Origin of the sequence: Cohnella yongneupensis (genome assembly GCF_042655785.1) — a bacterium.
Lineage (GTDB): Bacteria > Bacillota > Bacilli > Paenibacillales > Paenibacillaceae > Cohnella > Cohnella yongneupensis.
The window spans coordinates 43,557-69,407 of the sequence record NZ_JBHSNC010000047.1 but is presented as its reverse complement, the minus strand read 5'-3'; the positions used below and the strand labels follow the sequence as shown (position 1 = coordinate 69,407).

Sequence of the window (25,851 nt, the reverse complement as noted above, 5' to 3'; positions counted from 1 at the left end):
GTTCGATTCAGACGATTTATTACCGTAAATTACGCTCGATGTTCAGTTTTCAAAGGGCAAGTTTGTGTTTCTTCTTTCCTTGTCCGCACCTCGTTGTCCGAGGCAGGAATTACATCTTATCGCGTTTGCTTCACGATTGCAACGAGTAATTTTTACCAGTTCTGCTCGTTACCGTCGTTTCCGTTTCTCGCGCCCACCTCGTTGTCCGAAGCAGGAATTACATCTTATCGCGGATTTCGACACAATGCAACACGTAAAATTTTCCAGTCAAACAAACAATAAAGGACTCCTTCCAATAAGGAGTCCCTCCGATAACACGTCTGCCTTTCGCCTCGCAATCCAGCCACTCTACCAACCGAAGCTCAGAGACTTACCCGTCTCGATGAACGTCTTGAAACTGCTCAAGATCATCGGCCAACTCTGCTGCGAGCTCTCATAAGAAGGATGTCCCGGCGTCCACTCGTCGTTAATGAACGTCAGCTTCGTGCATTCGCCCACCTGCTCTAGCGTCATCGTCATCCGCGTCTGAAGCTCCGCGTGGTTATCCCGATAAGACGGTCCCGGATGCTCGGTAAAGCTCATGACCCGGTACGGCTCGAAAGCCAACACCTCTCCATACACATGTACGGTCTCTTCGCCGTCGCTACCAGGACCGACATATTCGTAACGCGAGCCGACTTCGAACGTCGAACGCAACACGCTACCGAATAAGATCGCCCGCGTCCCTTCCGGAGAGAGGAACGTCCGCCATACTTTCTCCGGATCCGCTCCGATATAGACGACATACTTCAAAGCTTCCATAATCCCGATTCCTCCGCTCGCGCTTAAAATTCCGTGGTCTCTACTCATCTGCCGATCTATCCTTATGATAGAATACGAATGTGTGGAAGGTATTGTAAAAACGCGACAACCATCGCGAGAAGGTGGCCGTAACGATGGAACACAAAGCACATCCTCCCGAAAGAGGCATCTTGCAAGCCGAAACCGGACGAAGCCGCTTCTTGCTCGATCGCTACGAGCCCGCTCCGGACTTGGCTCCCTTCATTGAACATCTCTGGATCGTCAAATGGGATTTGACCGGTCAACCTCAGTTCCGGCAGACGATATTGTCTTTTCCGAGCGTTAACCTATCTTTCGAACAAGAATCGTTCGGCACATTCACCGGCATATACGGCATCCCGCGGCGAACGTATACCCGAACGTTGCAGGACATCGGCATCGTGCTCGGCATCAAATTCCATCCCGGCGGCTTCTATCCGTTCTGGCGGCAGCCCGTATCGCGGCTAACCGGTCGAACGCTACCCGTCTTCGACGTGCTCGGCCAAGATCCTCGGGAGATCGAGCGACTCATTTTTGCGCAAGCCGATGATCCCAAGAACATGGCGCACCTCGCGGAAAATTTCCTGAGAGAACGCCTCCCTGCTCCGGACGACAACGTCGCTATAGTTCGGCGGATCGTGCAAGCCGCGATCGACAACCGGGACATTATGAAGGTCGAACAGCTTGCGGAGCGATTCGAGATCGGCTTAAGAACGTTGCAGCGCCTATTCGACCGATATGTCGGCGTAAGCCCGAAGTGGGTTATCCAACGTTACCGCCTCCAAGAAGCGGCCAAGCTCCTCGAGCAAGGAAGCGCAATGGACGGATCCGCCTTGTCGCAGGAGCTTGGCTTCTATGATCAAGCGCACTTCATTAAGCAATTCAAGGCGATAATCGGGAAGACGCCGGATGCGTACGTAAAGTCGATTAACTCGCTGCAGTAGTCGCTTCCGCTTGATGTTCGCTATCCGATTTCGCCCGAGCGATCGATTGTTCGAATTGCAACGCGATCTCGTGCAACGCCCCTTGCAGCGCATTGTCTTCCGTATCTAGGAGCTCATCGAACTGCGCTTGTAGCTTATCATCCCATGCATTCATTATAAGCGGACTGAATGAGGAGACTACCGCATAGTCCATCTCCTCAAGGAACACGCTTCTCGCCGTATCCATAGCATTACTACTTCCGTCGGCAATCTTTTTACTTGTCGGGTAATACCCGCGGGCAAGCTTAATCGAATCCACGTTATTCTGGAGCATCAAATACGAGATGAACGACCACGCTTCTTGCGGATGCAGACTCTTCTGCGGTATGCCTATTCCTTGAACACCCACCAAAGGACTCGCCCTCTGACCGCCTTCGAAATAAGGCAACGGGGATACGCCGAGCCATTCGCGATCCGCTCCTTCGAAGTTGGGATAACCGACACCTGCGCCATTCACGACCATACCGACGTTAAAATCATTGAATTGCTCGTAGCTGTCGACGAAGGTTTGCGGTTTCGACTTGCGCGCATCGTCTCGATAGTAGGCATTCAACCACTTCATGGCCTTCACCGCTTCCGGGCTATCGAGGTAACCGACCACAGTACTGCCGTCCTCCGACAACAACTTTGCTCCCAAGCTTCCCAACAACATCTCCAACGTCCAAATATCGTAATCCAACATGGAGCCATAATCGGCATGCAACTGCCTTGATGTCTCCCTGAATTGCTCCCAAGTCCATCCGTCGGCCGGATAGGGCACCTGAGCCTCATCGAATATCCTCTTATTGTAATAGACGCCTAACGGATATGCTGCATAAGGTAACAAGAGCAACTTCCCGTCTACGGTCGTCGAATCTAGCAGGCTCTTCGGGATGTCGACTTCGATCGAATTGTCCGTCGGTTGCAGCGGCAGCAGATCTTTCAACAGCCCTTTGTCCGCTACTAGCTGAACCTGGGACTGCGACATCGGCACGATGTCCGGCGGAATGTCTTCTTGAAGCAGCTTGATCGGATCTAGCGCAATCTGCTGCGTACCGGGCTGAAGCTCCGTATAATCGAGTACGACGGTAACGTTCGGATGCAGCTTGTGAAAGTTTAATACGGCATTCTCATACATCAGGCTAGTAGGATCCTGCATAATAATCGGCAGCTGTATATGAATGGTGACTGGCCCGTCGTCCTTAGCTAATTCATCGCCGTTGCTACACGAGGAGACGATCAGCGAAGCGACAAGCAACGATACTAGTACAAGCACTCTCTTTCTTCTTCCATTCATTAAAGGGTTCATAGTCTGCTTCATCCTTTGTTCCAAGGTTATGATTCTACCTTTACTGTATAGAGCCCCCATGAAACACGCATGAAAAAAGAGCAGCCTCGGCTGCTCTTTCCTATATCCTTTTATGCGCTTGTCGGGAGCTGCACGGTGAACGTGCTACCGACGCCTAATTCGCTTTCCACCGTCATGCTTCCGCCGTGGGCGCTCACGATCCATTGCGCGATGGATAACCCTAAGCCGGTGCCCCCTTGCGACCTGTCGCGCGACTTATCCGCACGATAGAACCGGTCGAAGATATTAGGCAAATCCTCGGCGGCAATTCCGATCCCGCTGTCCTTGACGGCAATCGCGACCAGATTGCCGTCGGCGCGAACGTTCAATTCGACCGTTCCGCCCGGCACGTTATATTTAATCGCATTGTCTATCAAAATGATCATTAGTTGCTTTATCCGTTTGCGATCCGCGATAAGCGACGCCTCCGCGGTCAAAGCTTCCGCATTCCCGGCCGGAGCATCGTGCACTTGCACCGAAACCCCGTTCATCGAAGCCGCGGCGCGCATCGTCCTCGTCGACTCTTGAACGAGTTGCACGGCATCGACTTTCTCGCGCTGCAGCTCGATCATGCCGGCATCGCTTCGGGCTAGCGTAAGCAGATGATCGACGAGCTCCGCCATTCTCCCCACTTCCGCTTTCGCGGTGCGCAGCGCTTCCCGATGAAACGGCGGCAGCAGATCTTCATGCTCTTGAACGACTTCGACCGAGGCTTTCATTACCGTTAGCGGCGCGCGCAGCTCGTGCGACGCGTCCGCGGTGAATTCGCGAAGCTTCTTGAACGCGCGCGTAATCGGAATCATCGCTCTTCCCGCGAATAGATACCCGAGGAATCCGGCAACGAGCATCAAGCCTCCGCAGAGGGAAATCAAGATCGTGCGCATGCGACTCAGCAGCTTCGTATCTTCCGTCGTATTCCTGCCTACGTATAAGTATTCGAGTCCGTCGCCGAGATGACGAATCGTCGTTATGGTCATCTCGTAGGTTTTCCCGTCAGAGTCCACGTGGGCATACCGTTGCGATGCCAGCGGCTCAGCGCTTCGGCGCTTTCATGGCTTGACCATCCGATAACCTAAACCTCGAACGCTCTGGATAAGCTTCGGCTCGCGCGAATCGTCGATTTTCCTGCGGAGCAGCTTAATGGAGGGCATCGACGGCATTCAACGTAACTTCCTTATCGAGGCCCCATACTTGATCTAGCAGCTGCTCGCGACTGAGCACTCGGCCCGCGTTGGTCATGAAATAGGACAACAGCTGGAACTCGCGCTTCGTGAGCAAAATCCGATCGGCGCTCCGGCTAACTTCAAGCGTACGTGTATTAAGCGCGAGGTTGCCGATTCGCTTGATTTCTTCGTTCCACTCCGTCGCCTTTCTTCGCTCCAACGCATGGATCCGGGCGAACAGCTCGTCGAAATCGAACGGCTTCACCAAATAGTCGTCCGCTCCGGCCATCAAGCCCTCTACCCGATCGGGAACGGTATCCCGCGCGGTCAGCATCAAGATCGGCGCCCTGTCTTGCTTGCCCCTGATTAATCGGCATAGTTCGGCGCCGCTGATCGTAGGAACCATCCAATCCAGAAGGTAGAGATCGTACGGACTGGCGGACAGCTTCTCCAACGCCTCTCCGCCATCCGTCACCCAATCCGATTGGTGATATTGCTTATTAAGCTTATATAGCAATAGCTTTCCGAGCTGCCGATCGTCCTCTACCAATAGAATGCGCATGGCTTCCCTCCGGAGCGATAGGTATTCTTTTCCATTGTAAACGATTTAACTGAAATGAACATGAAAAAACCCCGAACCTGGTTACTATCGGGGGTTAAGGCGATACGCTATACTTTGGCTCTTATCATTAAGTAAAGGAAATACGGCGCGCCGATGACGGCAACGACGATTCCGGTAGGAATGCCCGACGGCTGCAACACCGTTCGGCCAATCGTGTCCGCCGCGATGACGAGCAGCGCGCCGACCATGGCGGATGCCGGGATCAACGCTTGATGCTTCGTTCCGATCAGCCGCCTTGCCAGATGCGGTCCTATCAAGCCGACGAAACCGATGCTGCCGCTTACGGATACGCACGAGCCGGCAAGCCCGACCGCCGCTATTAGCAACGTCGCTTGTTCTCTCGTCACTCTCGCGCCGAGTCCGACCGCCATCGTCTCGCCGAGATTAAGCACGTTAATCGTTCGCGCCTTAAATAATACATAGGGTAGCAACACGACCAGGAAAGGCAGCAGCGCCAGTACGAACTTCCAGTCTTTGCCCCAGATACTCCCCGCCATCCATGTCGCATAAAACTGGTACTGCTCCGCATTGATACGCTGCGTCAATACGATAGTAACCGCGGTAATGCCCGAAGTGATCGCGATCCCGTTGAGCAATAACCGGGTCGACGATAACCCTCTGCCTGGGCGGAAAGACAAGAAGAAGACGAGCCCGGCCGTCAATCCGGCGCCGATCCAAGCGAGCAGAGGCAACAGATAGACGGGCGCGGCTCCGGGCGTCGTATAGAACGCGGTGAATACTAGCACGAACAGTCCCGCGCCTGCATTAATTCCGATAATGCCGGGCTCGGCCAGCGCATTGCGCGAGATCGCCTGCAAGACGCAGCCGGCAACGCCGAGTCCCGCGCCTACCAATACGGACAGTACGATTCGAGGCAACCTGAAATCGAACAAAATAAGCTTCTGTTCGCTGTTTCCCCCTCCGAACAACGTTCGAAGCACCTCTAGCGGCGTAAGCCGGGTCGTCCCGGTGTTCATGCTTACGATGAACACGAGAAGGATTAGCGCGCCTAGAACGGACAGGATCAGTAGGTTTCGTCTGCGCTCGCGTTTGTGCGCATCCGAGGATAGGTTTAGCATCAGAGCGCCCGCTCCTCCTTAGCCGCCAAGTAGAGGAAGAACGGAACGCCGATGATCGCGATCAGCGAAGCGACCGGAATGACGGATTGCGAGCTGAACATGCGTGCCGCCAGATCGGCGAAAATAACGAGTAACGCGCCCAACACGCCCGAGCAGGGAATGATCCAGCGATAATCGACGCCTACCAGCTTCCGCGTAAGATGCGGAATCAATAAGCCGATAAACCCGATCGAGCCCGCAACGGACACCGCCGCGCCCGCTAATACGAGGACGATCAGCATGCCCGCTGCTTTAACGCGTCCGGTTCTGAGACCTAAGCCGCGCGCGACGTCTTCACCCAGGCTAAGCATCGTAATCGAGCGCGACAGGAAGATGGCGCCGACAAGCGCGGCCGCTACCCACCGGAACATAATTTCGAGCTGAGACAATCTAATTCCGGCTAACGTTCCAGCATACCAGAAGGAAAGATCTTTACCGATGTGGTAATAGAGGGCGACGCCTTCGCTGAGCGCGGTCAAGAGCGCCGTAATCGCGGCCCCCGCCAGCACGAGCCGGAGCGGCTTCAGCCCTCCCCTTGCTATCGAGCTCAAGAAGAACACCAGGCCTACGCCGACGCCCGCGCCGAGAAAGGCGAATAACAAATGATATTTAAAGGGCAACTCTTGAAAAAACGCATAAATAAGCGCCAAAGCGAACCCTCCGCCGGCGTTCAGTCCAAGCAAGCCCGAATCGGCAAGCGGATTGCGGGTCATTCCTTGCATCATAGCCCCGGCGACCGCCAAGCATGCGCCGATAATGGCTCCGCCCAGCACTCTTGGCAGACGCAGCGCATGGATAATCTGGTGTTGGCTATCGTCCGGATTGAATTGGAATATCGCTTTCCAGACCGTGAGGAATCGAATGTCTTTCTCCCCGAACGTAACGCACAACGCGATTCCGACCACGAGGGCGACCAGCCCTCCGACCACGATGGCCATGCCTGCCCAAGGACGGGCATAGACTTGATCCCTCGCTGCAACCGCGCGCGAATCGACGCCAGCCTCTTGATGATGATTCGTACTCATAATGGCCACCTTTGTTCCTGCGAAATCTACTCTCAGAGCTTGCTCTGAATCCTCATTGTAATTGATAATAATTCTCAACGTCAATGTTGACTCTCCCTTTCGCCCGATAGGCACTCAGGAAGAGCCGCTCTGATTACAGGCCCAGCCACCATTCGGCAGTTGGAACAGCTGGGACCTCGCCGACGGCAACCGGTTCGCCAATACGCGGCGTCGCATGGGTGACTCCTCGCTCCGCGGCAGCCCGTACGACTCTCTTAATGGGATCGCTCCATTCATGCAACGCTAGCGTGAATGCGCCCCAATGGATCGGGACGAGCACGTCGCCGCGGACGTCGATATGCGCTTGAACCGTCTCCTCCGGCATCATATGGATCGACTTCCACCGTTCGTCATATTGCCCGCACTCCATTAACGCGAGATCGAACGGACCGTATTTGTCTCCGATATCCTTGAAGTGCGGCGCATACCCGCTGTCGCCGCTGAAGAAGACCTTCACATGCTCGCCGGCAATGACCCAAGAGCACCACAACGATCGATCCCGATCCGTCAATCCTCTGCCCGAGAAATGCCTCGCGGGCGTGCAGGCCAGCTTCAAGCCGGCGAATGCGAATTCTTCCCACCAGCCGTGTTCGCTAATCTTCTCCTTAGGAACGCCCCATTTGATTAAATATGCCGCTACGCCCGATGGAACGTAAAAATGTCCGACCCGGTGCATCAGCTTGCGAATGCTGTCGCGATCCAGATGATCGAAGTGGTTATGCGAGATCAAGACGGCGTCTATGTCGCCAAGCTGATCTAGCTTAAACGGCAACGGACCACTATAACGCTTGCTATTGAAAACGGGAAAAGGCGAGGAAGCCGGACCTAGCATCGGATCAAGAAGCAATCGCTTGCCCTCTATCTCCAGCAATACCGCGGAATGTCCGAACCAGAATGCGCGAGCGGATCGTGCGCCGACCGGGTCCGCCTTGGCGAGAGGAACAGTCGGAATAACGCGTCCCGGTCTTAGCTTGGATTTAATCCGATAATAATCGCGAATCATCCCGCCCAGCGACTTCAAATCGGTATTAAGCGACGTCGGAACAAGGTTCTTATATTTGTCGGCCATGGGTCATTTACTCCTCTGCGGTTAGGGATAACGCTCAAATTGTGACACGATCGGGTCGGGAATACAAGGACGGCGGCATAAGAAAAGGGCAGCCTATGGCTGTCCCCTCCCCTACTCCTGTTTGCTCTGCGCGCCTGCCGCGATAAGCTTAGCCGCCAGAGAGTCGCGTTTCCAGCTCTGCGCCAATAGCAGCATGCGATCCTTTTACCCTTGCGTTAACGGCTCGAGGCTCGCGCCGTAATCGATCAGATGCCGGAATGATGTGGAAATACTCCAATATCCGCCATTATATCCCCCTGTTGTCCAAAAGGCTATGGCTAAATTCGCGCATATTTCCAGCCCGAATGACGGAAGCTAAAGCCAAAAAAAGGATACATGCCCATGGAACTGGCGCAATGGCTGGACGAGCGATTGAGCGGACGTCGAGACGTGATCTGCCAGACCATCGACAAAGGCAGCCATCGCTTTACCGTCTATTATCTGTCCAATGCCATCGATCTCACGATGCTGCAAAACTACGTGTTGCGACCCTTGCTAGAACGTTCTCCTACCGACGCGAAGCAGCTTCATGCCGATATGTTCGTCAACAACACCTTCTTCCCGGCGCTCAGCAAGCTAGCGCGCACCCCCGACGAAGCCATGAACGGCTTATTGGACGGTCAAGCGTTGCTATGCGTAAGCGGCGAGCCGGCCGGCCTTCTCTTTCCGTTCCATCAGAACGCCGGGCGTGCGGTGAGCCTATCGGAGAACGAGAAGACGATTCGGGGTCCGAAGGAAGCGTTCGTGGAGGACATCTGGACATGCCTGTCTCTCGTTAGGCAACGCGTGAAAACCGATCGGCTGGTCGTAAAAGAATACGCGATCGGCTATGAGTCGAGCACGCACGTCATGTTGCTCTACATCGACGACGTATGCGATCCGGAGCTCGTCGCTAACGTGGACAAGAAATTGGGTTCGATACATACGAAGCGGATACAAGACAGCAATTTTATCGAAGAATTCTTGGACCGCCGATTCTCGCCTTTCCCGATCATGCTGAACACGGAACGGCCGGACGTCGCGTCCGCGGCCTTGTTCGAAGGGCGTGTCCTGATTTTGACCGACGGAACGCCTAGCCATCTCATTGCTCCCGCGACGTTGCTCGCCTTCATGCAATCGGCCGAGGATTATTACCAGAGCTTCTTTTTCAGCAGCTGGGTTCGGATGATGCGCTACTTGTTCTTCTTCGTCAGTCTCATCTTGCCCTCCGCCTATGTCGCCATCACGACGTTCCATCCGGAGATGCTGCCGTATTATCTCCTAATCTCCATCGCGTCCAGCCGGGACATCGTGCCTTTCCCCGCGCTAGTGGAAGCCTTGATCATGGAAGTCGCGTTCGAAGTCATGCGCGAGGCCGGACAGCGCATCCCGTCGATGATCGGACAGACGATCTCGATCGTAGGCGCTATCGTGCTGGGGCAAGCGGCCGTGCAAGCCGGCATCGTATCCGCGCCAATGGTCATCATCGTCGCCTTCACCGGTATTTGCTCCTATATCGCGCCGCACTTCTCGATGACGCTCGCGATTCGCTTCCTTAGATTCATGTTACTGCTCACGGCAGCCATGTTCGGTCTGCTAGGGCTGTTGATCGGCATCTTCTTCGTCTACATTCATCTACTGTCGCTCGAATCGTTCGGCACGCCGTACTTGTCGCCGTTCATTCCTTATAACAAGCAACAAGCGAAGGATGCGGTGGGACGATTCCCTTGGCCGAAGCTGATACGCCCCAAACGATGACTTAGCAGCCTGAAGGTAGGTGATATCACAAATGGTTAAACCCTTCAAGCTTGTGCTCCGTTGGTTGAAAATAAGCCTGCTCACGCTATCGCTTCTATTCGTCGCCGGATGCTGGTCCAAGGAAGAATTGAATGACCGTACCTTCATCACCACGTTGCTCGTCGACCGTACCGACGCGGGGGAGACCGAGGTGTCCGCGTTGTTCATCTTGCCTAACCGGCTGTCGGCCGGCTTAAGCCCTTCTCCGAACGAGAAGCCGTACACGCTAGTCACGCGCACGGGGCGGAATGTCGCCGAAGCGATTCAGAAGCTTCAGGAGGAGCTTTCCAGGAGCGTCAATTGGGGGCAAATGCGGGTCATCGTAATCGGGGACAAATACGCTAGGGCAGGCATGGCGCCGCTGTTCGACTATCTCCTTCGGGCACCGGATTTCAGACTTCGCGTCTTCGTGTTTTATTTCGACGGCCTCGTCAAAGATCTCGCGAAGCTCGATACGATATTCGAGCGTTCCCCCGCGGAAATTTGGCGCGAAGCCGCTCACACCCAGCGCGTTCCGCCCGTGACGATAAGAGACTTGCTCTATTCGCAATGGAACAATTTGGGAGACGGTTTTATTCCGGAGCTGGATCTGCACACGGTCAAGCTGCCGACGGAGACGAAGACGGTTCACTGGTCGGGCATTGGCGGAGCCGCCCTCATGAAGGACGCCAAGATCGTATCCAAATTCACCAAAGACGAGACCAAGGGTATTCTGCTGCTGACGAACCGAATTCGCGAATTGATCGTTACGGCAAATTTGCCGGACAACAAAGGCGAACCCTTCAGCGCCAGACTTTTCGGCATTAAACCGTATACGCGCGCCGTTCGTCAAGGCGATCGGGTTCTCATTCGCGTCGATATCGAAGCCGAAGGGGATTTAATGTCCATTCACGACGGCTTTGATCTCGAGAAGCCCGCCAACATCGTCAAGCTGGAGAAGGCGCTTAGCCTCAAACTTCGGGAATTGGCGGAATCCGCCGTCGAACAAGCCCGCCGCAACAAGTCGGACGCCTTCCAGTGGAGCGAGTACGTAAAGTACGAATCTCCGGCATTATGGCGAGAGTGGTCCGACGATCTCCGCGATCAATTAACGATGAATATAAGCGCGGATATTCGAGTCCACGTACATTTGCGAAGCACGGGCGTCAATCGCAGCTCTAAAAAGTAACAAGGGGGGAATCGGACGATGCTCATTCTTGGATTAGGCTTTTCGATAATCGTCTTCTATCAGGTGGCTATGCTGCGCAAAAATAAATTCGGCAAGCGCGAGAAGCTGATCGGCTTCGCCGTTACCGGCGCCGTGTTTCTATATGCCGCGATGGGCCTCTTCTTCCCGGATTGGGCTAGTCCGAATAAGCCGATTCGGTTCGTCTTCGAACCCGTGCAGCGTTGGCTGCTGCAAATTCCCGAATCGCCAGGTTCAAGCGAATGAACAAGAACGGGTCCGTCACCAATCTGCAGCTCGGCTCGCTCGCGTTCACGTTCGTGTTCTCGACGGCGATCGCCTTCATCATTAGTCCGCTCGCGGAAAAAACCTCCACGACCGGTTGGTGGTGTATTCTCTTCGGAGGCGTAATGGGGCTCGCGCTCGTATCGTTCGGGGCTCGTTACGCGATGCATCAGCCTTCGGAGTACGCCGGCGTGCATGGGAAGAAGGTAGTCGGCAAAGCGGTCCACACCGTTATTTTGCTGCTGATCTCATTCTTCCTCCTGCATCTGGCTTCGTTTATTTTGCGGGAATTCACCGATTTCTTCGTACTGACTTATTTGCGCGAGACGCCGCCGATCGCCGTATCCGTGTTGGTAATGGGAGCGGTCGTCGCTTTAACGCAATCCGGCATTCCCGCCGTTTTCCGGTTCGCGCAGGGCACTTTCCTGTTCATTGGTCTGTTCTTCCTCGTTAAGCCCTTGTTCTTCCTCAACAACCTGCATGCTCCGATCTGGCACGAGCTTATCCGCATCCGCGACTGGAAAATGCTGTGGACGCAATCGTTCTGCATTATCCCGTGGTTCGGTGAGCTTATCTTGTTCTTGTTCATCATGCCGCATTTCGCTTCTCCCAAACGGATCCGGAAAGCGCTCTGGTGGGGCGCTTTGGCCGGCATGTACATCTTCATCGCGGAGTATGTGCTGATCATCGTCTTCTTCGGGCCTAATCTCGCGGCCACGCTTGTGTACCCGGCGCTTGAAGTAGCCGGATTCATCCATCTGGGCGACTTCGTTCACGATATGGATGCGATCATCGTAACGATCTGGTTCACCGCGTTCTTCATTAAGCTGAGTATCCTGTTCGCCGTAGGAACGCTCGTTGCTTCCCAGGCGCTAGCGCTCAAAAACTATAAGTTCATTACGGCTCCGATAGCGGCATTCGTCGTCCTTTTGTCGGTTCACCAAGCGAAGAACCCGGCGGACTTGTCCGATTTCTTCGACAGGTGCTGGGCCACATACGCCCTTACGATCGAGTTATTGCCGTTTCTCTATCCGCTCGTCACTTGGATGAGGCGGCGCATCGGCAAGCCTGTCGTCTAATGTCTGGTTCCCATCGGATAACGATCCGGGAGGAGCACCTATTCTGGCTGGAGGTGTTGGAGGATCATGCGCATTTTCTGCGGGAATACTTGTCCTCGTCGGAAACCGCATGGTGGCAAGCAACCGAACGCTATATCGCCCTGTTTCATGAAGCCGTCAAGCAAGCAACCGCATTGCCCGATGACGCGCCCGCCTCCTCCGAGCCCATGATCGCGTTCGCCCGTCAAGCGTACCCGCTTGCGGAATCCTATTGCCGGCTCGAAGGACAGATGCAGCAATTACGCCTATGGAATAAAGTACGCCGCGGATGAGCTGCTCTCACGGGCAACGCTGCGGTTTCTGGAGCACCATTTTCCGGAATCGTGCTACTTCATGCGCAAGCTCGCCCTGTTCGTCCCGGACGCGCCGTCGTTCGAAAATTGCCTGTTAACGAAGCCATCCTACATCGCTTACTAACATTCAACTAATATTTACTAGATAATTTTCCTAATAAGCTACGTTTATTCTTGTATTAACGACAACAATCGACTACACGGAGACCAGGGTGAGAGAGCGAATGCATAAAGTAGTAGGCATCGGAGATTGGAAGAGCTCGGATAACGTCGCGGAGACCGTCGTAACTTACGCGCTTGCGACATGCGTCGCGGTTACGGCCTATTGTCCGGTACGCAAAGCCGCCGGGATGATTCATATTTTGTTGCCTGCGCCACATACGAAGAGCGACGAGTTACAGCGTCCGAGCCGATTCGCCACGACTGGAGTACCGCTGCTCATACGTCATATGAAGGAACGTTACGGCTGCAAGAACGAGACGTTGGTCGTGAACGTGTACGGCGGAGCGACTTCGATGAAGCGCCGCAATCCGTTCATGATCGGCGACCGCAACGTAGAGCAAGTCCAGCAAGAACTGCGCAAGATCGGCATTACTCCGCGTTGCACCGACGTAGGCGGAGGGATCAGCCGTACGCTCGAAATGAGCGTCGCCACCGGAGAGATCCGCTTAAAGACGTTGCCTCTCACCTCATAATGTCCGAAGAAGCTCCCGCTGGAATAGACTGCGGCAGCTTCTTTTTTTCACATAGCATTACCTTGCATCTATTCGACGATTTGGTGAAATGCTGAATAAATCTTGACATTTCCACCCTTACCCGATTGACTTCTCTCGCTTACGAGCGGATAATACTTCGCATGCGAAATAATTAAGGGGAATCCCATTGGACGACAATCAACGCGTCATGCAGATTTTTCAAGCTCACCGCGAGATTAATAAAGCTTTCTTTCAGTTGTTGCTCAAGGCCGCGAACCAACATAACATAACGCCCGTTCAACTTGTCGTGCTCGGCAAGCTGGCGGAACATCCGAACATGAGGCTGTCCGATCTCTCCGATCGGATGAGTCTTGGCAATAGCACGACGAGCGGCATTATCGATCGCATGGTCAAAGCCGGATTCGTGTCGCGCGAGCGCACGGAGTCGGATCGGAGGGCGATCACGTTGAATTTGACGGACAAAGGCGTAGAACTGAGAAAAGCTACGGAAGCTACAAGGATGACGTTACTGCATCCGCTATTACAGCTATCCGAGCCGGATCAACGGGAATGGCTTCGCATTCAGCAAGACATTATTCGCATTATAAAACAAGTCTAGAGGGGAAGTACCGCATGGCTAACATGGTAACCGGAACAATCCGCAGGGGACCGATTATGGCATCCTTGCTTATCGCCGCGTTCGTGGCGCTACTCAGTCAAACCGTATTGAACGTCGCTCTGCCCGTAATGATGAAAGATCTGGACGTGTCCGAGAACACGATCCAGTGGCTGTCCAACGGCTATATGCTCGTGAACGGCGTGCTCGTTCCGATCAGCGCGTTCTTCATTAACCGCTTTACGACGCGCCGCCTGTTCTTGATCGCATCTTCCTTGTTCGCGATCGGTACGATCGTGTGCGCGGTATCCCCCGGTTTTGAAGTTTTATTGGCCGGCCGTCTAATCCAAGCCGCGGGAGCCGGTATTCTTATGCCGCTCATGACGATCGTCATCCTTACGATCTTCCCTGTCGCTGAGCGCGGCAAAGCGATGGGTACGATGGGTATCGCGATGATCTTCGCTCCTGCCATCGGTCCTACGTTGTCCGGTTGGGTCGTCGAGCATTACGACTGGCGCGTGCTGTTCTACATCGTACTGCCGCTCGCTCTGTTTGCCGTAGCGTTCGGCGCGTATTCCATGAGAAACGTCATTCAGACATCAAGACCTAAGCTCGACATTATCGGCGTTATTCTATCCACGCTCGGATTCGGCGGTCTGTTGTACGGCTTCAGCGACGCGGGTAAAGCCGGATGGGGCGACGCGACGGTCGTCACTTGCTTGGTCGTCGGCGGCATTTCCTTATTGCTCTTCGTCATTAAGTCGTTAATGACCGAGAAACCGCTGCTCGAGATCAAAGTGTTCAAATATCCGATGTTCTCGCTCACGACGGTCATCAACGCCATCGTAACGATGGCTATGTTCTCCGGCATGATCCTGTTGCCGATCTTCCTGCAAAACGTTCGCCACTTTACGCCTCTAGAGTCCGGTTTGCTGCTATTGCCCGGCGCGATCTTGATGGGGATTATGTCTCCGATAACGGGCATGATCTTCGATAAAATCGGAGCGCGTTGGTTGGCCGTGATCGGGTTGATTATTACGTCGATCACGACTTACGAGTTCAGCCATCTGGCCATCGACTCGTCCTATAACCATATGATGTTGGTCTATACGGCGCGCATGTTCGGCATGTCCTTGCTCATGATGCCGATTCAGACGGCGGGTCTCAACCAGTTGCCGCGCCGGTTGAACGCGCACGGCTCCGCGATGTCCCAGACGCTTCGGAACGTCTCCGGCGCGATGGGCACCGCATTGCTCGTAACGGTCATGTCGAACAAAGCGGCTTCGCGCGCGACCGAGCTCGTCGTGGCCGGCGGTTTCGATCCAACGGATCCTAAGAACGAAAAGCTGATGAGTCCGATCGTCGACGCGTCGACGATCTACGGCATTAACCAAGCGTTCGTCGTCGCGACTTGGATGACGGTCGCCGCGCTCGTGCTGGCGTTCTTCATCAAGAAAGCGACGCCTGCGGAAGAGACGCCGGCTGTAACGCCGGCTGGCGAAGTTGCACCGGCAAAAAGATAATCGCGTTAACGTAACAAGGTTGAGCGGAAGTTCGCTCAACCTTGTTTATTAATTCGGTTCACCCTGTATGCTATAATAATCCAATATTTGCGACAAAAGGGGATGTTGGACGATGGCGCATTACTTATTCGATCAGCTTGCGTTCGTGCGCGGCAACACATTGAAGGCGATGGACGGAATTACGGAAGAGGAAGCCGAACGTATTCCCGACGGCTTCCGCAACCATATTCGTTGGAACCTCGGCCATATCTACGTCGTGCTGGAGCGGTTCGCTTTCCATTACATCGGGCTTCCGTTGCAACTGCCGGAAGGTTTTAAGGCGCTATTCGAATACGGTACGACGCCGCTTACTCCGCCGGAAGGCATAACGCCCCCGACGTTGCCGGAGCTGGAAGCTTTGCTGCGCGGACAATTGCAACGCATACAGGACGCGCTCGGCGACAGGATGCACGAAGAGATCGTACCGCCGTATAAGACGTCGACCGGCATTACGCTTGGTTCTCCCGAGCAATTTTTGAGCTTTAACCTGTATCACGAAGGCATGCACCAGAGCATCATTAAGCAGTATAAGAAAATGATCAGATAACGGAGACCTCATGAATAACCCGACATCTATAGAACCGCACGCAAACCCGCTCGCCAGCGAAGCGGATTCGTTCATCCGCGACTGCTACCGCGAGCTTGGCGAATCAATCGAGCGTACGGAGCAGCGCATCCGGCAAATCCACGAGGAAGTCGCTCGCACCGGAACCTATACCCATACGCTCGAAGAACTCGCGCATGGCGCCAGAATGGCGTGGCGCAATTCCAACCGTTGCATCGGACGTCTGTTCTGGAACCGGCTGCACGTATTCGATTGCCGAGGCTCGACGACCGAGCAATCGGTGTATGAAGCGCTTCTTCGGCATATCGAATACGCCACCAACGGCGGAGAAATCCGCTCGACGATCACCGTCTTCCCACCGTCGACCGTGCATGGAAACCCGATTCGGATCTGGAACCATCAACTGATCCGTTACGCGGGATACGTCGCTCCGGATGGCGGGATCGTCGGAGACCCCGCTTCGGTCGCCTTCACGAAAGCTTGCGAGTCGCTCGGTTGGCGCGGGGATGGCACGGCGTTCGACTTATTGCCGCTAGTTATCCAATGCGGGGACAACGCGCCGAAAGTATTCGAATTGCCTAAGGATATCGTCGTGGAAGTGCCGATTCGGCACCCGGAGATCGATTTGTTTCCAGGCGATGTTATCAAATGGTATGCCGTGCCGATCATCGCCGACATGCGGCTAGAGATCGGGGGCATCAGCTATGCGGCCGCTCCCTTCAACGGCTGGTACATGGGGACGGAGATCGGGGCGCGCAACCTGGCCGATAAATCCCGATACGACTTGTTGCCCCGGATAGCTGCAGCCATGGGGCTCGATATGTCCTCAAGTCTGTCGCTATGGCAAGACCGCGCATTGGTCGAGCTGAACGCCGCCGTTCTGCACTCCTTTCGGCAGCACGGCGTAAGCATCGTCGATCATCATACGGCAGCGCAACAGCTCGGAACGTTTCGGAAAAACGAGGAGAAAGAAGGGCGCGACGTAACCGGCCGGTGGTCGTGGCTCATTCCTCCGATGTCCCCAGCGACTACCGATATTTTCCACAGTTCGTTCGAAGATCGGGTGTTAAATCCGAATTATTGGAGCCAGCCGGCGCCTTATTAATATCAAAAACCCGCTCCAAGCCTAGGCTCGGAACGGGTTTGTTCGTTTATCAGGGATTTACCGCGCCATAGTGCAAAACGAGAAAAACGGTTTGCTGTTCAAGCTATTCGCGGGGCGGCGGTACGTCTTCTCTACCCACGGCATGGATATGCTTATGTTCAGGCAGAGTTCGACAAGGGGCGGCCGTTTCGGATTGTGCGCGGCCGGTTCATGTGGGGAGAGCGAACCGACTTCAGCGGGGATAGTAGGCGTATGTAAGTACGAATAGAGAGGTGGCCGCGGCAATAAGGAGAAGAGGAACAACGTTCAGAACTACGAATAGGACTAGCGCGTAAGATAAAGCCGCGGCTACCAGCAAAACATTCTCGTAGATAATAGACGCCAGCTGCGCATCCAAGGGGACGCCCACCCGCGTCGCGAGCACCATTCGGCCCGCATAGTTCCAGAAGCCGCCGGGGATGTACTTGGCGAATTGCGAGTCGATGAATATTCTGAGCCCGCCGAATAGGCCTAGCTTTGCGCCGCGACGGTATCCCGTCGGTTCCACGCCGAAGGCGTTGACGATCAACACCCAAATGCTCGCTTGCAGCATTAAAAACGCGGCGAACAACAGCATGGACGCGTAGAACCAGCCGTCCGCGTGCGCCAAGTAAGAGGCGACGTCCGACAGCTTTAACGGTACGCTCCGTACGATGAAGAAGACGATGACCGCCACGAGCAGCGTTTTGAACACCGCCGGTACCATTCTACGCAGCATCGTCATGCTTCAAAAATATTGAATTGTATTAAATATTTGCGATTGGCCTCTACGCGGCTTGGCTTAATCGAGCCATCCGTTCTTCTCGGCGATGGCGATCGCGTCGACCCGGTTTTTGGCGTCCAGCTTCTGGATCGCCTCGGACCAATAGTTGCGCACCGTCCCCGCGGTGAGGAACAGCTGCGCGGCGATATCGCCCGCGGACATCCCTTGGCGAGCTAGCTTCAGCAGCTCGCGTTCCCGCTCCGACAGCGGATTCTCCGTCTCCGTCTCCCAGAACGAAAGCGCCAGCTCCGGGCTGACCGCTCGCTTGCCTCCGTAGACGTTGCGCAGCGCGGTCGCTAGCTCGGCGATCGGCGAGTCCTTCAGCAGAAATCCGCGCGCGCCCGCCTTCATCGCCCGCTGAAAATAACCCGAGCGCGAGAACGTCGTCAAAATAATGACGAGGCAAGGATCTTTATCGGCACGAAGCCGTTCGGCGACGTCGAGCCCGGTCAGGACGGGCATCTCGATATCTAGCACGCACAGGTCGGGCTTCAGCTTGCGAATCATCTCTAACGCTTGCTCGCCGTTTTCAGCTTGGCCGACGACCTCGATATCCGGCTCCAAATCCAATAGCGCGCTCAGCGCGCCCCTCAGCATTCCCTGATCTTCCGCTAATAGCACTCTCATGCGCGCGTCTCCTCCCGCGATGTCGTGTTGACCTTCGGTACCGTAATCGTCATTCGGGTGCCTCGCCCGTTAGGCGAGTCTATGTTCAGCTTCCCGTCGACCAAATTCAATCGTTCCTGCATCCCTCTAAGTCCGTTGTGACCAGGCGGCGTAACGTTCGGCCCTCCACCATTGCCGGCAATTCCGACGCCGTCGTCCGATACGGTCAGACGGTGCAGTCCCGGCTCTTCCGCCCAATCTATCGTGCACGTGCGCGCGCGGCTGTGCTTGACGGCATTCGTTACCGCTTCGCGCAGGCACATGCCAAGCAAATTGTCGAGCAGCGGATTGATCGCGATGCTTGCAAAATCCCCTTGAAGCTTGAGGCCGATCGATGCCGTCGAAAGGATTCTTTTGGCGTTAGCCAGCTCATCTTGAATCGTCACCGCGCTCATGTCCGACACCAACTCTCGCACTTGCTTAAGCGCGGCGCGGGACGTCATCTGCACGTCGTAAATTTCCTGCTTGGCGCGCTCCGGCTTGCTATCGATCAGCTTCTCCGCCAGCTCGCTCTTCAGCGTAATCATCGTAAGCGTATGACCTAACGTGTCGTGCAGCTCTCTGGAAATGCGCTGCCGCTCCTCACTCTTGAACAAGCGCGCGATCTCGTCGTTGGCGAGCTGCAGCTGCGTTCGAAGGCGCTGCGAGCGACGGCTAACGAGCATCGCGACCGGTAAGAGCAGCAGGGCGAGAATCGCGGGCAACAATTGCAAGAAATCGTCCATCGTGCCCGTCGTTTCGTACCGCCATAAGTCGAGGCCGAACAACGCGAACAAGCCGGACAGGCCGATGGCGATTTCCCGCACCGACGGAAGCAAGCCAAGCAACGATACGGTGTAGAAGGCCATGTAGATGAAGCTCTCGTGGTACCTCCAGATGAAGTACCCGATAATGACGAGATGAACGATAATCGCCGCGAGCCGCCATTGGGTTCGAAGGAAGCCGATAACGTAACAAGCGATGAACACGATCAGAAGCGGAAAGCCGATCCATTGCTCGGCTGGCGACTGTTCGCCAACCGCCGCGAGCGGGAACAGCATGTAGATCAGCCACACCATGACCAAGACCAAAGGCGGCCCCTCTTGGGGCCGCCTGAATAAAATTTTGCGAATGCCGGACGGTAGGCGTAGACGCATCGTTAGATCGCTTCCTGTTTTTTCATGATATAAGAGGATAAGGCTAGGAATACCGCAACATAACCAATCAGAATAAGTACGCCGTTCCAATCTACCGAGGCACCTGCGACGGCGTCCCATGCTCCTTGGCCCAACCGGTACGTTGGCGTCGCATGAGCGATTTTCTGCATCGTGTCCGACATCGATTCGACCGGGAACCATAACCCGCCGAGCATGGACAAGCCCATGTAGCAAATCATCGACAGCACTTGGACGAAGTCGGCGTTCTTAATCGAACCGATCAGCGTGCCGATGCCCATGAACGTGAAGCCGCCGAGCCAGATGAACAAGCCGCTCGTCAGCCATTGCGAAGCCGACATGTCGACATGTTTCACGAAGCCGCCTACCATGAACATGATGAGCACGATCGTCAAGTTAATGAGCCCTTGCGCCATCACTTTGGAAGTCACGTAGGACCAAGTCGGAAGGGGCGTTATCCGGAGCAACGATAGCCAGCCCTGCGTGCGCTCCTTCGACAGACGCTGCGCGAACGAGGTCAGGCTAGCCCCAACGATACCGTAGACGGTCATGGACATCAGGTAATACGAGCTCCAGTCGACGTTGCCGACTTTCGTATCGCTCGGCACCGTATTCGTGAAGATGAAGTAGAAGATAACCGGCATAATAACCGAGAAAATAACGAACCGGCGGTTGCGCACCGTGCGCAGAAGCTCTGCCTTGCACTGCCCGAATGTCGCTCTTAAGGCGGTCGAATTCATCGTTATTGGTCTCCCTTCTGTTGAATGAGCGCTTGGAACGCATCGTCCAACCCGCCGCTCTGAATTTCGATATCCCGCATCTCGTAGCGCCGTTCGATCAGCAGCGTGATCAAGCGATCCGTATCGGCGCTATGAAGGGTTGCGCGGTGTCCGTTCCATTCGACCTTCTTCACGCCAGGCAGCGCGCTGAGCGAATCCGTCGTTACCGATGCACCCGCCGTGAACGAAATGACTCGGCCGGTCGTCTCCGCTTTGATCTGGCTCGGCGTTCCGTCGGCGATGATCTTGCCTTCGTTAATGACGACGACGCGGTCGGCCAAGCTATCCGCTTCCTCCAGGTAGTGCGTCGTAAGCACGACGGTTCTTCCTTTGTCGGCCATCGCGCGGATCGTCTCCCAGAACAGCTGGCGGGAAGTAACGTCCATGCCTACCGTAGGCTCGTCGAGGAAAATAATGTCCGGATCGCCCGCCGCGGCGAGCGCGAAGCCTAGTCTACGCTGTTGTCCGCCGGACAAGGACGAAGCCATCTTGTCCTTCTCGTTCTCAAGTCCGGAGATGCGTAGCAGTTGCTCCAGCGACTGCGGCTTCGTATAATAGCTGCGGAACAGATTGATCGTCTCCGCTACTTTCAGACTGTCGATAACGTTGACGTCCTGCAGCATCGCGCCGATGCGATCGCGCACTTGGATGTCCTTAGGATCTCCGCCCAGCAGCTTAACCGTTCCCGACGTCGGTTGCTTCATGCCGAGAATCATCGAGATCGTCGTCGTCTTGCCCGCGCCGTTCGGACCGAGCAACGCGAACACCGTGCCCCGCTCCACTTTCAGGGATAGATCGTCTACCGCTTTTTTACCTTTGTATATTTTCGTTACGCGCTCCAGCTCGATAGCCACGTTCATTGCTCACCACTCCTTATGCACACATCTTATCGCAACAACCGGCGCATTCCTACGCATTAAAATAATGAGATGGAGATGATAATTGTCATGCGCGGAGAGATGACAACGCCAACCCCTCCTGAGCTTATATGATATTTTTTATCATATAAGTTAGTTGCAAGCACTGTTATGGCGCGTATCCGATAATTTATATCGTAAAATGCGTGTGTTGGGCGGATTTATCTTCCTCAGCGGCGATTATCTGATATTTTATATCGCATAGTCGGGGCTAGCGTTGGGTCGCACGGCTTATCCGTTAGTTTATATCGTATAGCTGAAAAAAAAGCTGCGGCGGCACGCCTCTCGGCAACCGTCGCAGCTCTATGGGTTATCCTTGATACAATACCGCCTCAAGCCGGTCCAAGTTTTGCTCGTTGGCGCCTTCGGCGATCGGCTTGATCGCTTCGTAATCGCGCTCGTTCTCGAATTGCTGGCGGAACGTGATCTTCGTGCCTCCGTCTACCGCTTCCAGCAGGAAGGTCGCCGTGAAATGCGGTTGCGATTCGTGGCGCACCACGAGCCGTTCCGGTCTTGCGATTTCGACGAATCGCAATTCGTTAGGAAATTGGACGCCGTTCGGACCGTGGAACATGAATTTCCAATCCCCTCCCGCGCGGAAGTCGAACACCTCGAATACGCTCGCAAACCCGTTCGGCCCCCACCAAAGCGTCAGCAGCTCCGGGTTACTGAACGTCTCGAAAACCTGCTCGGGTGAAGCATGCAGGATGCGGGAAGTGGCTAGCTCGTTTGCATTGGCGTTAGTGCTCATTATCGATTCCTCCTTGGATTCTGATTATTGCCGTTACTTCCTCTTCTTCGCCGGCTTGTCCTTGTTCTCCTTCGCCCGGAACTTTACCATCTCTGCGATCAAAGCAAGCGGGAGCGGCTGATTCATCGGTAACTGGATCACAGATTTGGATACGACATAAGACGACAACTGGTCCTTGAATACTTCGAATACTGTGAACGGCGGCGGAAACGATAGCGAATAGTGCTTCGTGTATGCAGAGTAATAAATCAATTTGCCATGATAGTCGAAGGCTGGAATCTGGTAGCTGATCCCTTCCGTCGCTTCGGGTTCGGCCTCTCTAACCGTACGTCTGATGAGCTCTAGACCTTCCTGAACATCCTTCGGAAAAGTGCCAAAGTCCGGCGGGCGTTAAACGCTCCAGCATGACGAGCCAGGCATACGATACGTCGCCCTCTCCAGCCAACCGTTCTTCCGGTCCGGGTTCGACCGCTTCCACGACAGGCTCGGGCAACCAAGGTCCGACATAGCTTTCGCGGCGCCTTCTGGCGGATTTCAGCACGTTGAGGCAACGGTTCGTCGTAAGCTTGGCGAGATAAGCGCCGGGATGCTGCATCTCGACCGGTTCTGCGGAAGCTAGTCGTTCGAATACGTCCTGCACCACGTCTTCCACGTCCGATACGGAACCGAACATCCGATAGGCGATTGCCCACATTCGGCTCCCGTGATTCTTTCCCCTTATTGTGACGCCTCCACCTTTTCTCCCCAGAAAAGACCGCCCTCCCAGTTGTAAATCGAATGCCCGTTTCCACCGTCCGGCGTGTAAGATTTCGTGGTAAAGCTTGTTTCATCGATCTGATCAAGCAAAATCGACGGACTATGGTCCGCAATGTACATATCGTGATTCGTATTCAGCTTCTCGATCTGTCCATGCTCGTTGAGCGAATAAATCTCATAAATGCTACTGTTGCTGTTCGCGAATTGGCCCAACGTAAAATCGGCCCGGCCGTCGCCGTTGTAATCCGCCCAAGCTAAATTGAAGGTGCCGCTGAAATTCAGTCTTCCTCCCATTGCCGAATAAGTCGATACCGTCTCGCCTTTTGAATCGACGACGCGCAGCTGATAAGTGCCAGAATAATTGTCGGCATAGACGCCCCCGCCGGGGCCGCCGGCTTCCGCCTCCGTATAATGTTTGCCGGCAACCATCTCTAAATTAACATAGAGTGCGTCTCCGTTCGCCGTTCGAATTTCGTTATGAGAGAGCACATACTTGCCTTCGGAATCGGGCTGCAAAACCTGCGGTGGGCTCCTATCCACGGCTCCGATCTGCTTAACCTTGGCCACGTAATCGGAAAACAGCTTCTGGTCCTCCGCGATTTTCCTGACGTCTCCGCCGAAGACAGCTTCGATGTCTTTTCTATCCAACCGATACTCATAATCATCTTGACCGCCGTTGATCACTTGGGCATCGTCGACCTTAAAGACTATATAATCCGCGTTCCCGATGAGGCTCAGCAGAATGGCCGCATGTCGGTAGAACAGCTGCTCCAACGTAAACGGATCGCCACGGTCCATGTCCATGGTAATCCCAGTGTCATTGTCGATCTTGTACTGTATCGTTATTCCATAAGGTTCTTCGGCCGTCTGAAGCACCACTTCCTCGCGCTCGACTCCGCCGAGTAACGGCAACAGATCGATCAATGCGACCACTTTGCTGTTATCTCCGACAAAATTCGTACGGTGCTCCAGTAAGGTTTGGACGTCATAGCCCGTTACTTTACTTGCCGCCGATTCGGATGGCTGCGATGGGGTTGGCTGAGCTGGAGTTGGCTGCGCCTGCGAGTTTTCCTCCACTACCGCCGGATGCTTCGGGTTCGCGGTACACCCGACTACGATCACGACGAAAGCCAGCAAGGCGATCGCGACAGCCATGACTGGACCAGCATTCTTATAAGGTTCATATGGCATATTATTCATGGGCTAAAATGTCCCTCACTTCGCGTTGATGCGCTCCTGCACCCGTTTCGGTGCGACCGTTGAAGCCTTGCTGCCGAGCAGCTTCAAGTATTGCTTATAATACGTTTTAGCTGCCGCCTTCTGACCAAGCGTCCACTCAACGTCCGCTAGATTCAAGTAAGCAACGACCCGACCCGGCGCAAGCTTAATAATATTCGCAAGAATCGGCTTCGCTTCTTTATTCCGGCCTGCTAACGATAAGAAATAGGCGTAATCGTTCAGGATAGCCACGTATTTAATCAAGCTAATCGTCGGTTTCGTCCAAGTGTCGTCAGGCGAGCCCTCGATGTCTTCTTTGGTCAGTTCGCCGCCAGCATACGACGTGAGCATAAAGGTACCCTCATACTGGCCTAATCCATACTCCAGGTATCGAATGGCCGTTTTCATGTCTTTTTTGTAAATGGCCAGCGCTTTCTCATTAGACAGTAGCAGTACAGGACCAGGAAGCTCGAAAAAATCAGAATAAGCAGCAGGATAAAAAAGTCCGGGATCTGTCGATTCTAGGAGAATCAACCCATTTACGTCCTTCTTCTTGAGCAGCGCTCGTTTCTTATCAAAGAACGCTTGAGTGGGATCTCCGACCTCGTGCGACACAACGCGAAGTGACTTTCCGTTCCATTCCAATTCGACGTTAGATTCGAAAGCGCTGAAGGGCGCCTGTGTCCATACGATCAAGCGGTTCCCTGTATACGAAAGATCCAACTTAGCCGTGTTAACAAACAAGGGGCCTTCGTCCTTGTCCATGAATACGCGTCCAAGCAGCCTAAACCGCTTCACTTGCGAATCGGTTGCCAGCAGCAAGAGCTCAATATCCTCATCATTATAGATAAACGAAACGAATTGACGCATATACCCATGCGGCAAGCCGCCCAAGGATACCTCCATCATCTGATTCGTATCCCAATTAGAATCGGCTTCATCGGACAACTCTAGCTCTTGTGCGATGAACGCATGTAATGCCGCGCTGATCTTATCGCCATTAGCGAGATCGCTAACATAGACCGGCCTCGACGGTTCCGATTGGACCACGCCTGCGCCTGCCGCGGACGCACTCGAAGGCGGCTGAACGAGCAGACCTGCAATAGCAAGGCACAATCCTATGAGCAGTACACTTCGAGACCAACGCATCAACGGCAACATGTACGACTCCGCCTTCTTTCGATAGAATATCGGAAAGTGGCTAATCCAAGCTAACCCGTACGCCACGACCGGCGCGAGCAGGAACATCCACCAATGCAGCAGGAAGCTCGCCGCGACTAGCACGATTACGCTTGTCGTCCCGACGAAATGCCAAGCGCGGGTCCATGCTTTGCAGTGCTGCGAAAGATAGAACGGCCAGAAATCCTCTTAATCTCGAAACTCTCTTGTTGTTGTCATAGGAATATAGCCTCCGTTGGTAAAAA

28 protein-coding genes and 1 pseudogene are annotated in these 25,851 nt (G+C 54.6%); 11 read left to right on the top strand and 18 right to left on the bottom strand.

Going from position 1 to position 25,851, the window contains the following annotated elements; all coding sequences use genetic code 11:
* Positions 1-348: 348 nt before the first annotated feature.
* Entirely contained in the window at positions 349-849 is a 501-nt protein-coding gene (locus tag ACFPQ4_RS15495; RefSeq protein ID WP_378112772.1) for an SRPBCC family protein, read from the bottom strand.
* Between the two features lie 86 nt (positions 850-935).
* On the opposite strand from ACFPQ4_RS15495, the gene ACFPQ4_RS15490 reads away from it, so the two are divergent.
* Positions 936-1,763, top strand: coding sequence for a DUF6597 domain-containing transcriptional factor (locus tag ACFPQ4_RS15490; protein WP_378112771.1), 828 nt, complete (start codon positions 936-938; stop codon positions 1,761-1,763).
* Here ACFPQ4_RS15490 and ACFPQ4_RS15485 read toward each other — a convergent pair.
* The 7 genes from ACFPQ4_RS15485 to ACFPQ4_RS15455 form a co-directional block, all read right to left on the bottom strand.
* Positions 1,747-3,090, bottom strand: coding sequence for an extracellular solute-binding protein (locus ACFPQ4_RS15485; protein ID WP_378112770.1), 1,344 nt, complete (start codon positions 3,088-3,090; stop codon positions 1,747-1,749). The genes ACFPQ4_RS15490 and ACFPQ4_RS15485 overlap by 17 nt on opposite strands.
* Positions 3,091-3,200: 110 nt before the next feature.
* On the bottom strand, positions 3,201-4,106 hold the full coding sequence (locus ACFPQ4_RS15480; RefSeq protein WP_378112769.1) for a sensor histidine kinase: 906 nt from the start codon (positions 4,104-4,106) through the stop codon (positions 3,201-3,203).
* A gap of 72 nt (positions 4,107-4,178) precedes the next feature.
* The gene (locus ACFPQ4_RS15475) at positions 4,179-4,280 is read right to left on the bottom strand and encodes a winged helix-turn-helix domain-containing protein (protein ID WP_378112776.1); all 102 of its coding nucleotides are present in this window, start codon (positions 4,278-4,280) and stop codon (positions 4,179-4,181) included.
* Positions 4,267-4,854 carry a response regulator transcription factor gene (locus tag ACFPQ4_RS15470; RefSeq protein ID WP_378112768.1) on the bottom strand — a complete coding sequence of 196 codons (588 nt, stop codon included), beginning with the start codon at positions 4,852-4,854 and terminating at the stop codon, positions 4,267-4,269. Before ACFPQ4_RS15470 ends, ACFPQ4_RS15475 begins: the two co-directional genes overlap by 14 nt.
* 107 nt (positions 4,855-4,961) lie before the next feature.
* Entirely contained in the window at positions 4,962-5,993 is a 1,032-nt protein-coding gene (locus ACFPQ4_RS15465) for a FecCD family ABC transporter permease (protein ID WP_378112767.1), read from the bottom strand.
* Positions 5,993-7,057, bottom strand: coding sequence for a FecCD family ABC transporter permease (locus tag ACFPQ4_RS15460; RefSeq protein WP_378112766.1), 1,065 nt, complete (start codon positions 7,055-7,057; stop codon positions 5,993-5,995). Before ACFPQ4_RS15460 ends, ACFPQ4_RS15465 begins: the two co-directional genes overlap by 1 nt.
* Positions 7,058-7,190: 133 nt before the next feature.
* Positions 7,191-8,165, bottom strand: a complete 975-nt coding sequence (locus ACFPQ4_RS15455) for an MBL fold metallo-hydrolase (RefSeq protein ID WP_378112765.1) — start codon at positions 8,163-8,165, stop codon at positions 7,191-7,193.
* A 381-nt stretch (positions 8,166-8,546) separates the two neighbouring features.
* Here ACFPQ4_RS15455 and ACFPQ4_RS15450 point away from each other — a divergent pair, with 381 nt between their 5' ends.
* The 10 genes from ACFPQ4_RS15450 to ACFPQ4_RS15405 all read left to right on the top strand — a co-directional run bounded on the left by ACFPQ4_RS15450 (position 8,547) and on the right by ACFPQ4_RS15405 (position 17,384).
* Positions 8,547-9,941, top strand: a complete 1,395-nt coding sequence (locus tag ACFPQ4_RS15450) for a spore germination protein (protein WP_378112764.1) — start codon at positions 8,547-8,549, stop codon at positions 9,939-9,941.
* Between the two features lie 31 nt (positions 9,942-9,972).
* On the top strand, positions 9,973-11,148 hold the full coding sequence (locus tag ACFPQ4_RS15445) for a Ger(x)C family spore germination protein (protein ID WP_378112763.1): 1,176 nt from the start codon (positions 9,973-9,975) through the stop codon (positions 11,146-11,148).
* Between the two features lie 18 nt (positions 11,149-11,166).
* Positions 11,167-11,412 (top strand): hypothetical protein, encoded by a 246-nt coding sequence (locus ACFPQ4_RS15440; protein ID WP_378112762.1) that lies wholly within the window; start codon positions 11,167-11,169, stop codon positions 11,410-11,412.
* Positions 11,409-12,509 carry a GerAB/ArcD/ProY family transporter gene (locus ACFPQ4_RS15435; RefSeq protein WP_378112761.1) on the top strand — a complete coding sequence of 367 codons (1,101 nt, stop codon included), beginning with the start codon at positions 11,409-11,411 and terminating at the stop codon, positions 12,507-12,509. Before ACFPQ4_RS15440 ends, ACFPQ4_RS15435 begins: the two co-directional genes overlap by 4 nt.
* Positions 12,509-12,820 carry a DUF2935 domain-containing protein gene (locus tag ACFPQ4_RS15430; RefSeq protein ID WP_378112760.1) on the top strand — a complete coding sequence of 104 codons (312 nt, stop codon included), beginning with the start codon at positions 12,509-12,511 and terminating at the stop codon, positions 12,818-12,820. The genes ACFPQ4_RS15435 and ACFPQ4_RS15430 overlap by 1 nt, the downstream gene beginning before the upstream one ends.
* A gap of 245 nt (positions 12,821-13,065) precedes the next feature.
* Positions 13,066-13,536 (top strand): chemotaxis protein CheD, encoded by a 471-nt coding sequence (locus ACFPQ4_RS15425; protein WP_378112759.1) that lies wholly within the window; start codon positions 13,066-13,068, stop codon positions 13,534-13,536.
* A 187-nt stretch (positions 13,537-13,723) separates the two neighbouring features.
* On the top strand, positions 13,724-14,155 hold the full coding sequence (locus ACFPQ4_RS15420; RefSeq protein WP_378112758.1) for a MarR family winged helix-turn-helix transcriptional regulator: 432 nt from the start codon (positions 13,724-13,726) through the stop codon (positions 14,153-14,155).
* A gap of 14 nt (positions 14,156-14,169) precedes the next feature.
* Positions 14,170-15,675 (top strand): DHA2 family efflux MFS transporter permease subunit, encoded by a 1,506-nt coding sequence (locus ACFPQ4_RS15415; protein ID WP_378112757.1) that lies wholly within the window; start codon positions 14,170-14,172, stop codon positions 15,673-15,675.
* Between the two features lie 112 nt (positions 15,676-15,787).
* Entirely contained in the window at positions 15,788-16,261 is a 474-nt protein-coding gene (locus tag ACFPQ4_RS15410) for a DinB family protein (RefSeq protein WP_378112756.1), read from the top strand.
* A gap of 10 nt (positions 16,262-16,271) precedes the next feature.
* Positions 16,272-17,384 (top strand): nitric oxide synthase oxygenase, encoded by a 1,113-nt coding sequence (locus ACFPQ4_RS15405; protein ID WP_378112755.1) that lies wholly within the window; start codon positions 16,272-16,274, stop codon positions 17,382-17,384.
* A 232-nt stretch (positions 17,385-17,616) separates the two neighbouring features.
* Here ACFPQ4_RS15405 and ACFPQ4_RS15400 read toward each other — a convergent pair whose 3' ends face one another.
* The 10 genes and pseudogenes from ACFPQ4_RS15400 to ACFPQ4_RS15355 all read right to left on the bottom strand — a co-directional run.
* Positions 17,617-18,141, bottom strand: coding sequence for a hypothetical protein (locus ACFPQ4_RS15400; RefSeq protein WP_378112754.1), 525 nt, complete (start codon positions 18,139-18,141; stop codon positions 17,617-17,619).
* A 63-nt stretch (positions 18,142-18,204) separates the two neighbouring features.
* Positions 18,205-18,813: a response regulator transcription factor gene (locus tag ACFPQ4_RS15395; protein ID WP_378112753.1), complete on the bottom strand. Its 609-nt coding sequence runs from the start codon at positions 18,811-18,813 to the stop codon at positions 18,205-18,207.
* A complete protein-coding gene (locus ACFPQ4_RS15390) occupies positions 18,810-19,922 on the bottom strand; it encodes a sensor histidine kinase (protein ID WP_378112752.1) in 1,113 nt (370 codons plus the stop codon). The genes ACFPQ4_RS15395 and ACFPQ4_RS15390 overlap by 4 nt, the downstream gene beginning before the upstream one ends.
* Positions 19,923-19,990: 68 nt before the next feature.
* Positions 19,991-20,746, bottom strand: coding sequence for an ABC transporter permease (locus tag ACFPQ4_RS15385; protein WP_378112751.1), 756 nt, complete (start codon positions 20,744-20,746; stop codon positions 19,991-19,993).
* 2 nt (positions 20,747-20,748) lie between these two features.
* Complete coding sequence (locus tag ACFPQ4_RS15380) at positions 20,749-21,645, bottom strand: ABC transporter ATP-binding protein (RefSeq protein WP_378112750.1); 897 nt, start codon at positions 21,643-21,645, stop codon at positions 20,749-20,751.
* A 367-nt stretch (positions 21,646-22,012) separates the two neighbouring features.
* Positions 22,013-22,453: an SRPBCC domain-containing protein gene (locus ACFPQ4_RS15375; RefSeq protein ID WP_378112749.1), complete on the bottom strand. Its 441-nt coding sequence runs from the start codon at positions 22,451-22,453 to the stop codon at positions 22,013-22,015.
* A 33-nt stretch (positions 22,454-22,486) separates the two neighbouring features.
* Positions 22,487-22,789: an iron chaperone gene (locus ACFPQ4_RS15370; RefSeq protein ID WP_378112775.1), complete on the bottom strand. Its 303-nt coding sequence runs from the start codon at positions 22,787-22,789 to the stop codon at positions 22,487-22,489.
* Positions 22,773-23,147 carry a sigma factor gene (locus ACFPQ4_RS15365; RefSeq protein WP_378112748.1) on the bottom strand — a complete coding sequence of 125 codons (375 nt, stop codon included), beginning with the start codon at positions 23,145-23,147 and terminating at the stop codon, positions 22,773-22,775. Before ACFPQ4_RS15365 ends, ACFPQ4_RS15370 begins: the two co-directional genes overlap by 17 nt.
* Before the next feature lie 23 nt (positions 23,148-23,170).
* Positions 23,171-24,409, bottom strand: coding sequence for a DUF4825 domain-containing protein (locus ACFPQ4_RS15360; RefSeq protein ID WP_378112747.1), 1,239 nt, complete (start codon positions 24,407-24,409; stop codon positions 23,171-23,173).
* A gap of 15 nt (positions 24,410-24,424) precedes the next feature.
* Positions 24,425-25,783, bottom strand: a pseudogene (locus tag ACFPQ4_RS15355) (Mpo1-like protein); the annotation flags it as partial.
* Positions 25,784-25,851 lie beyond the last annotated feature (68 nt).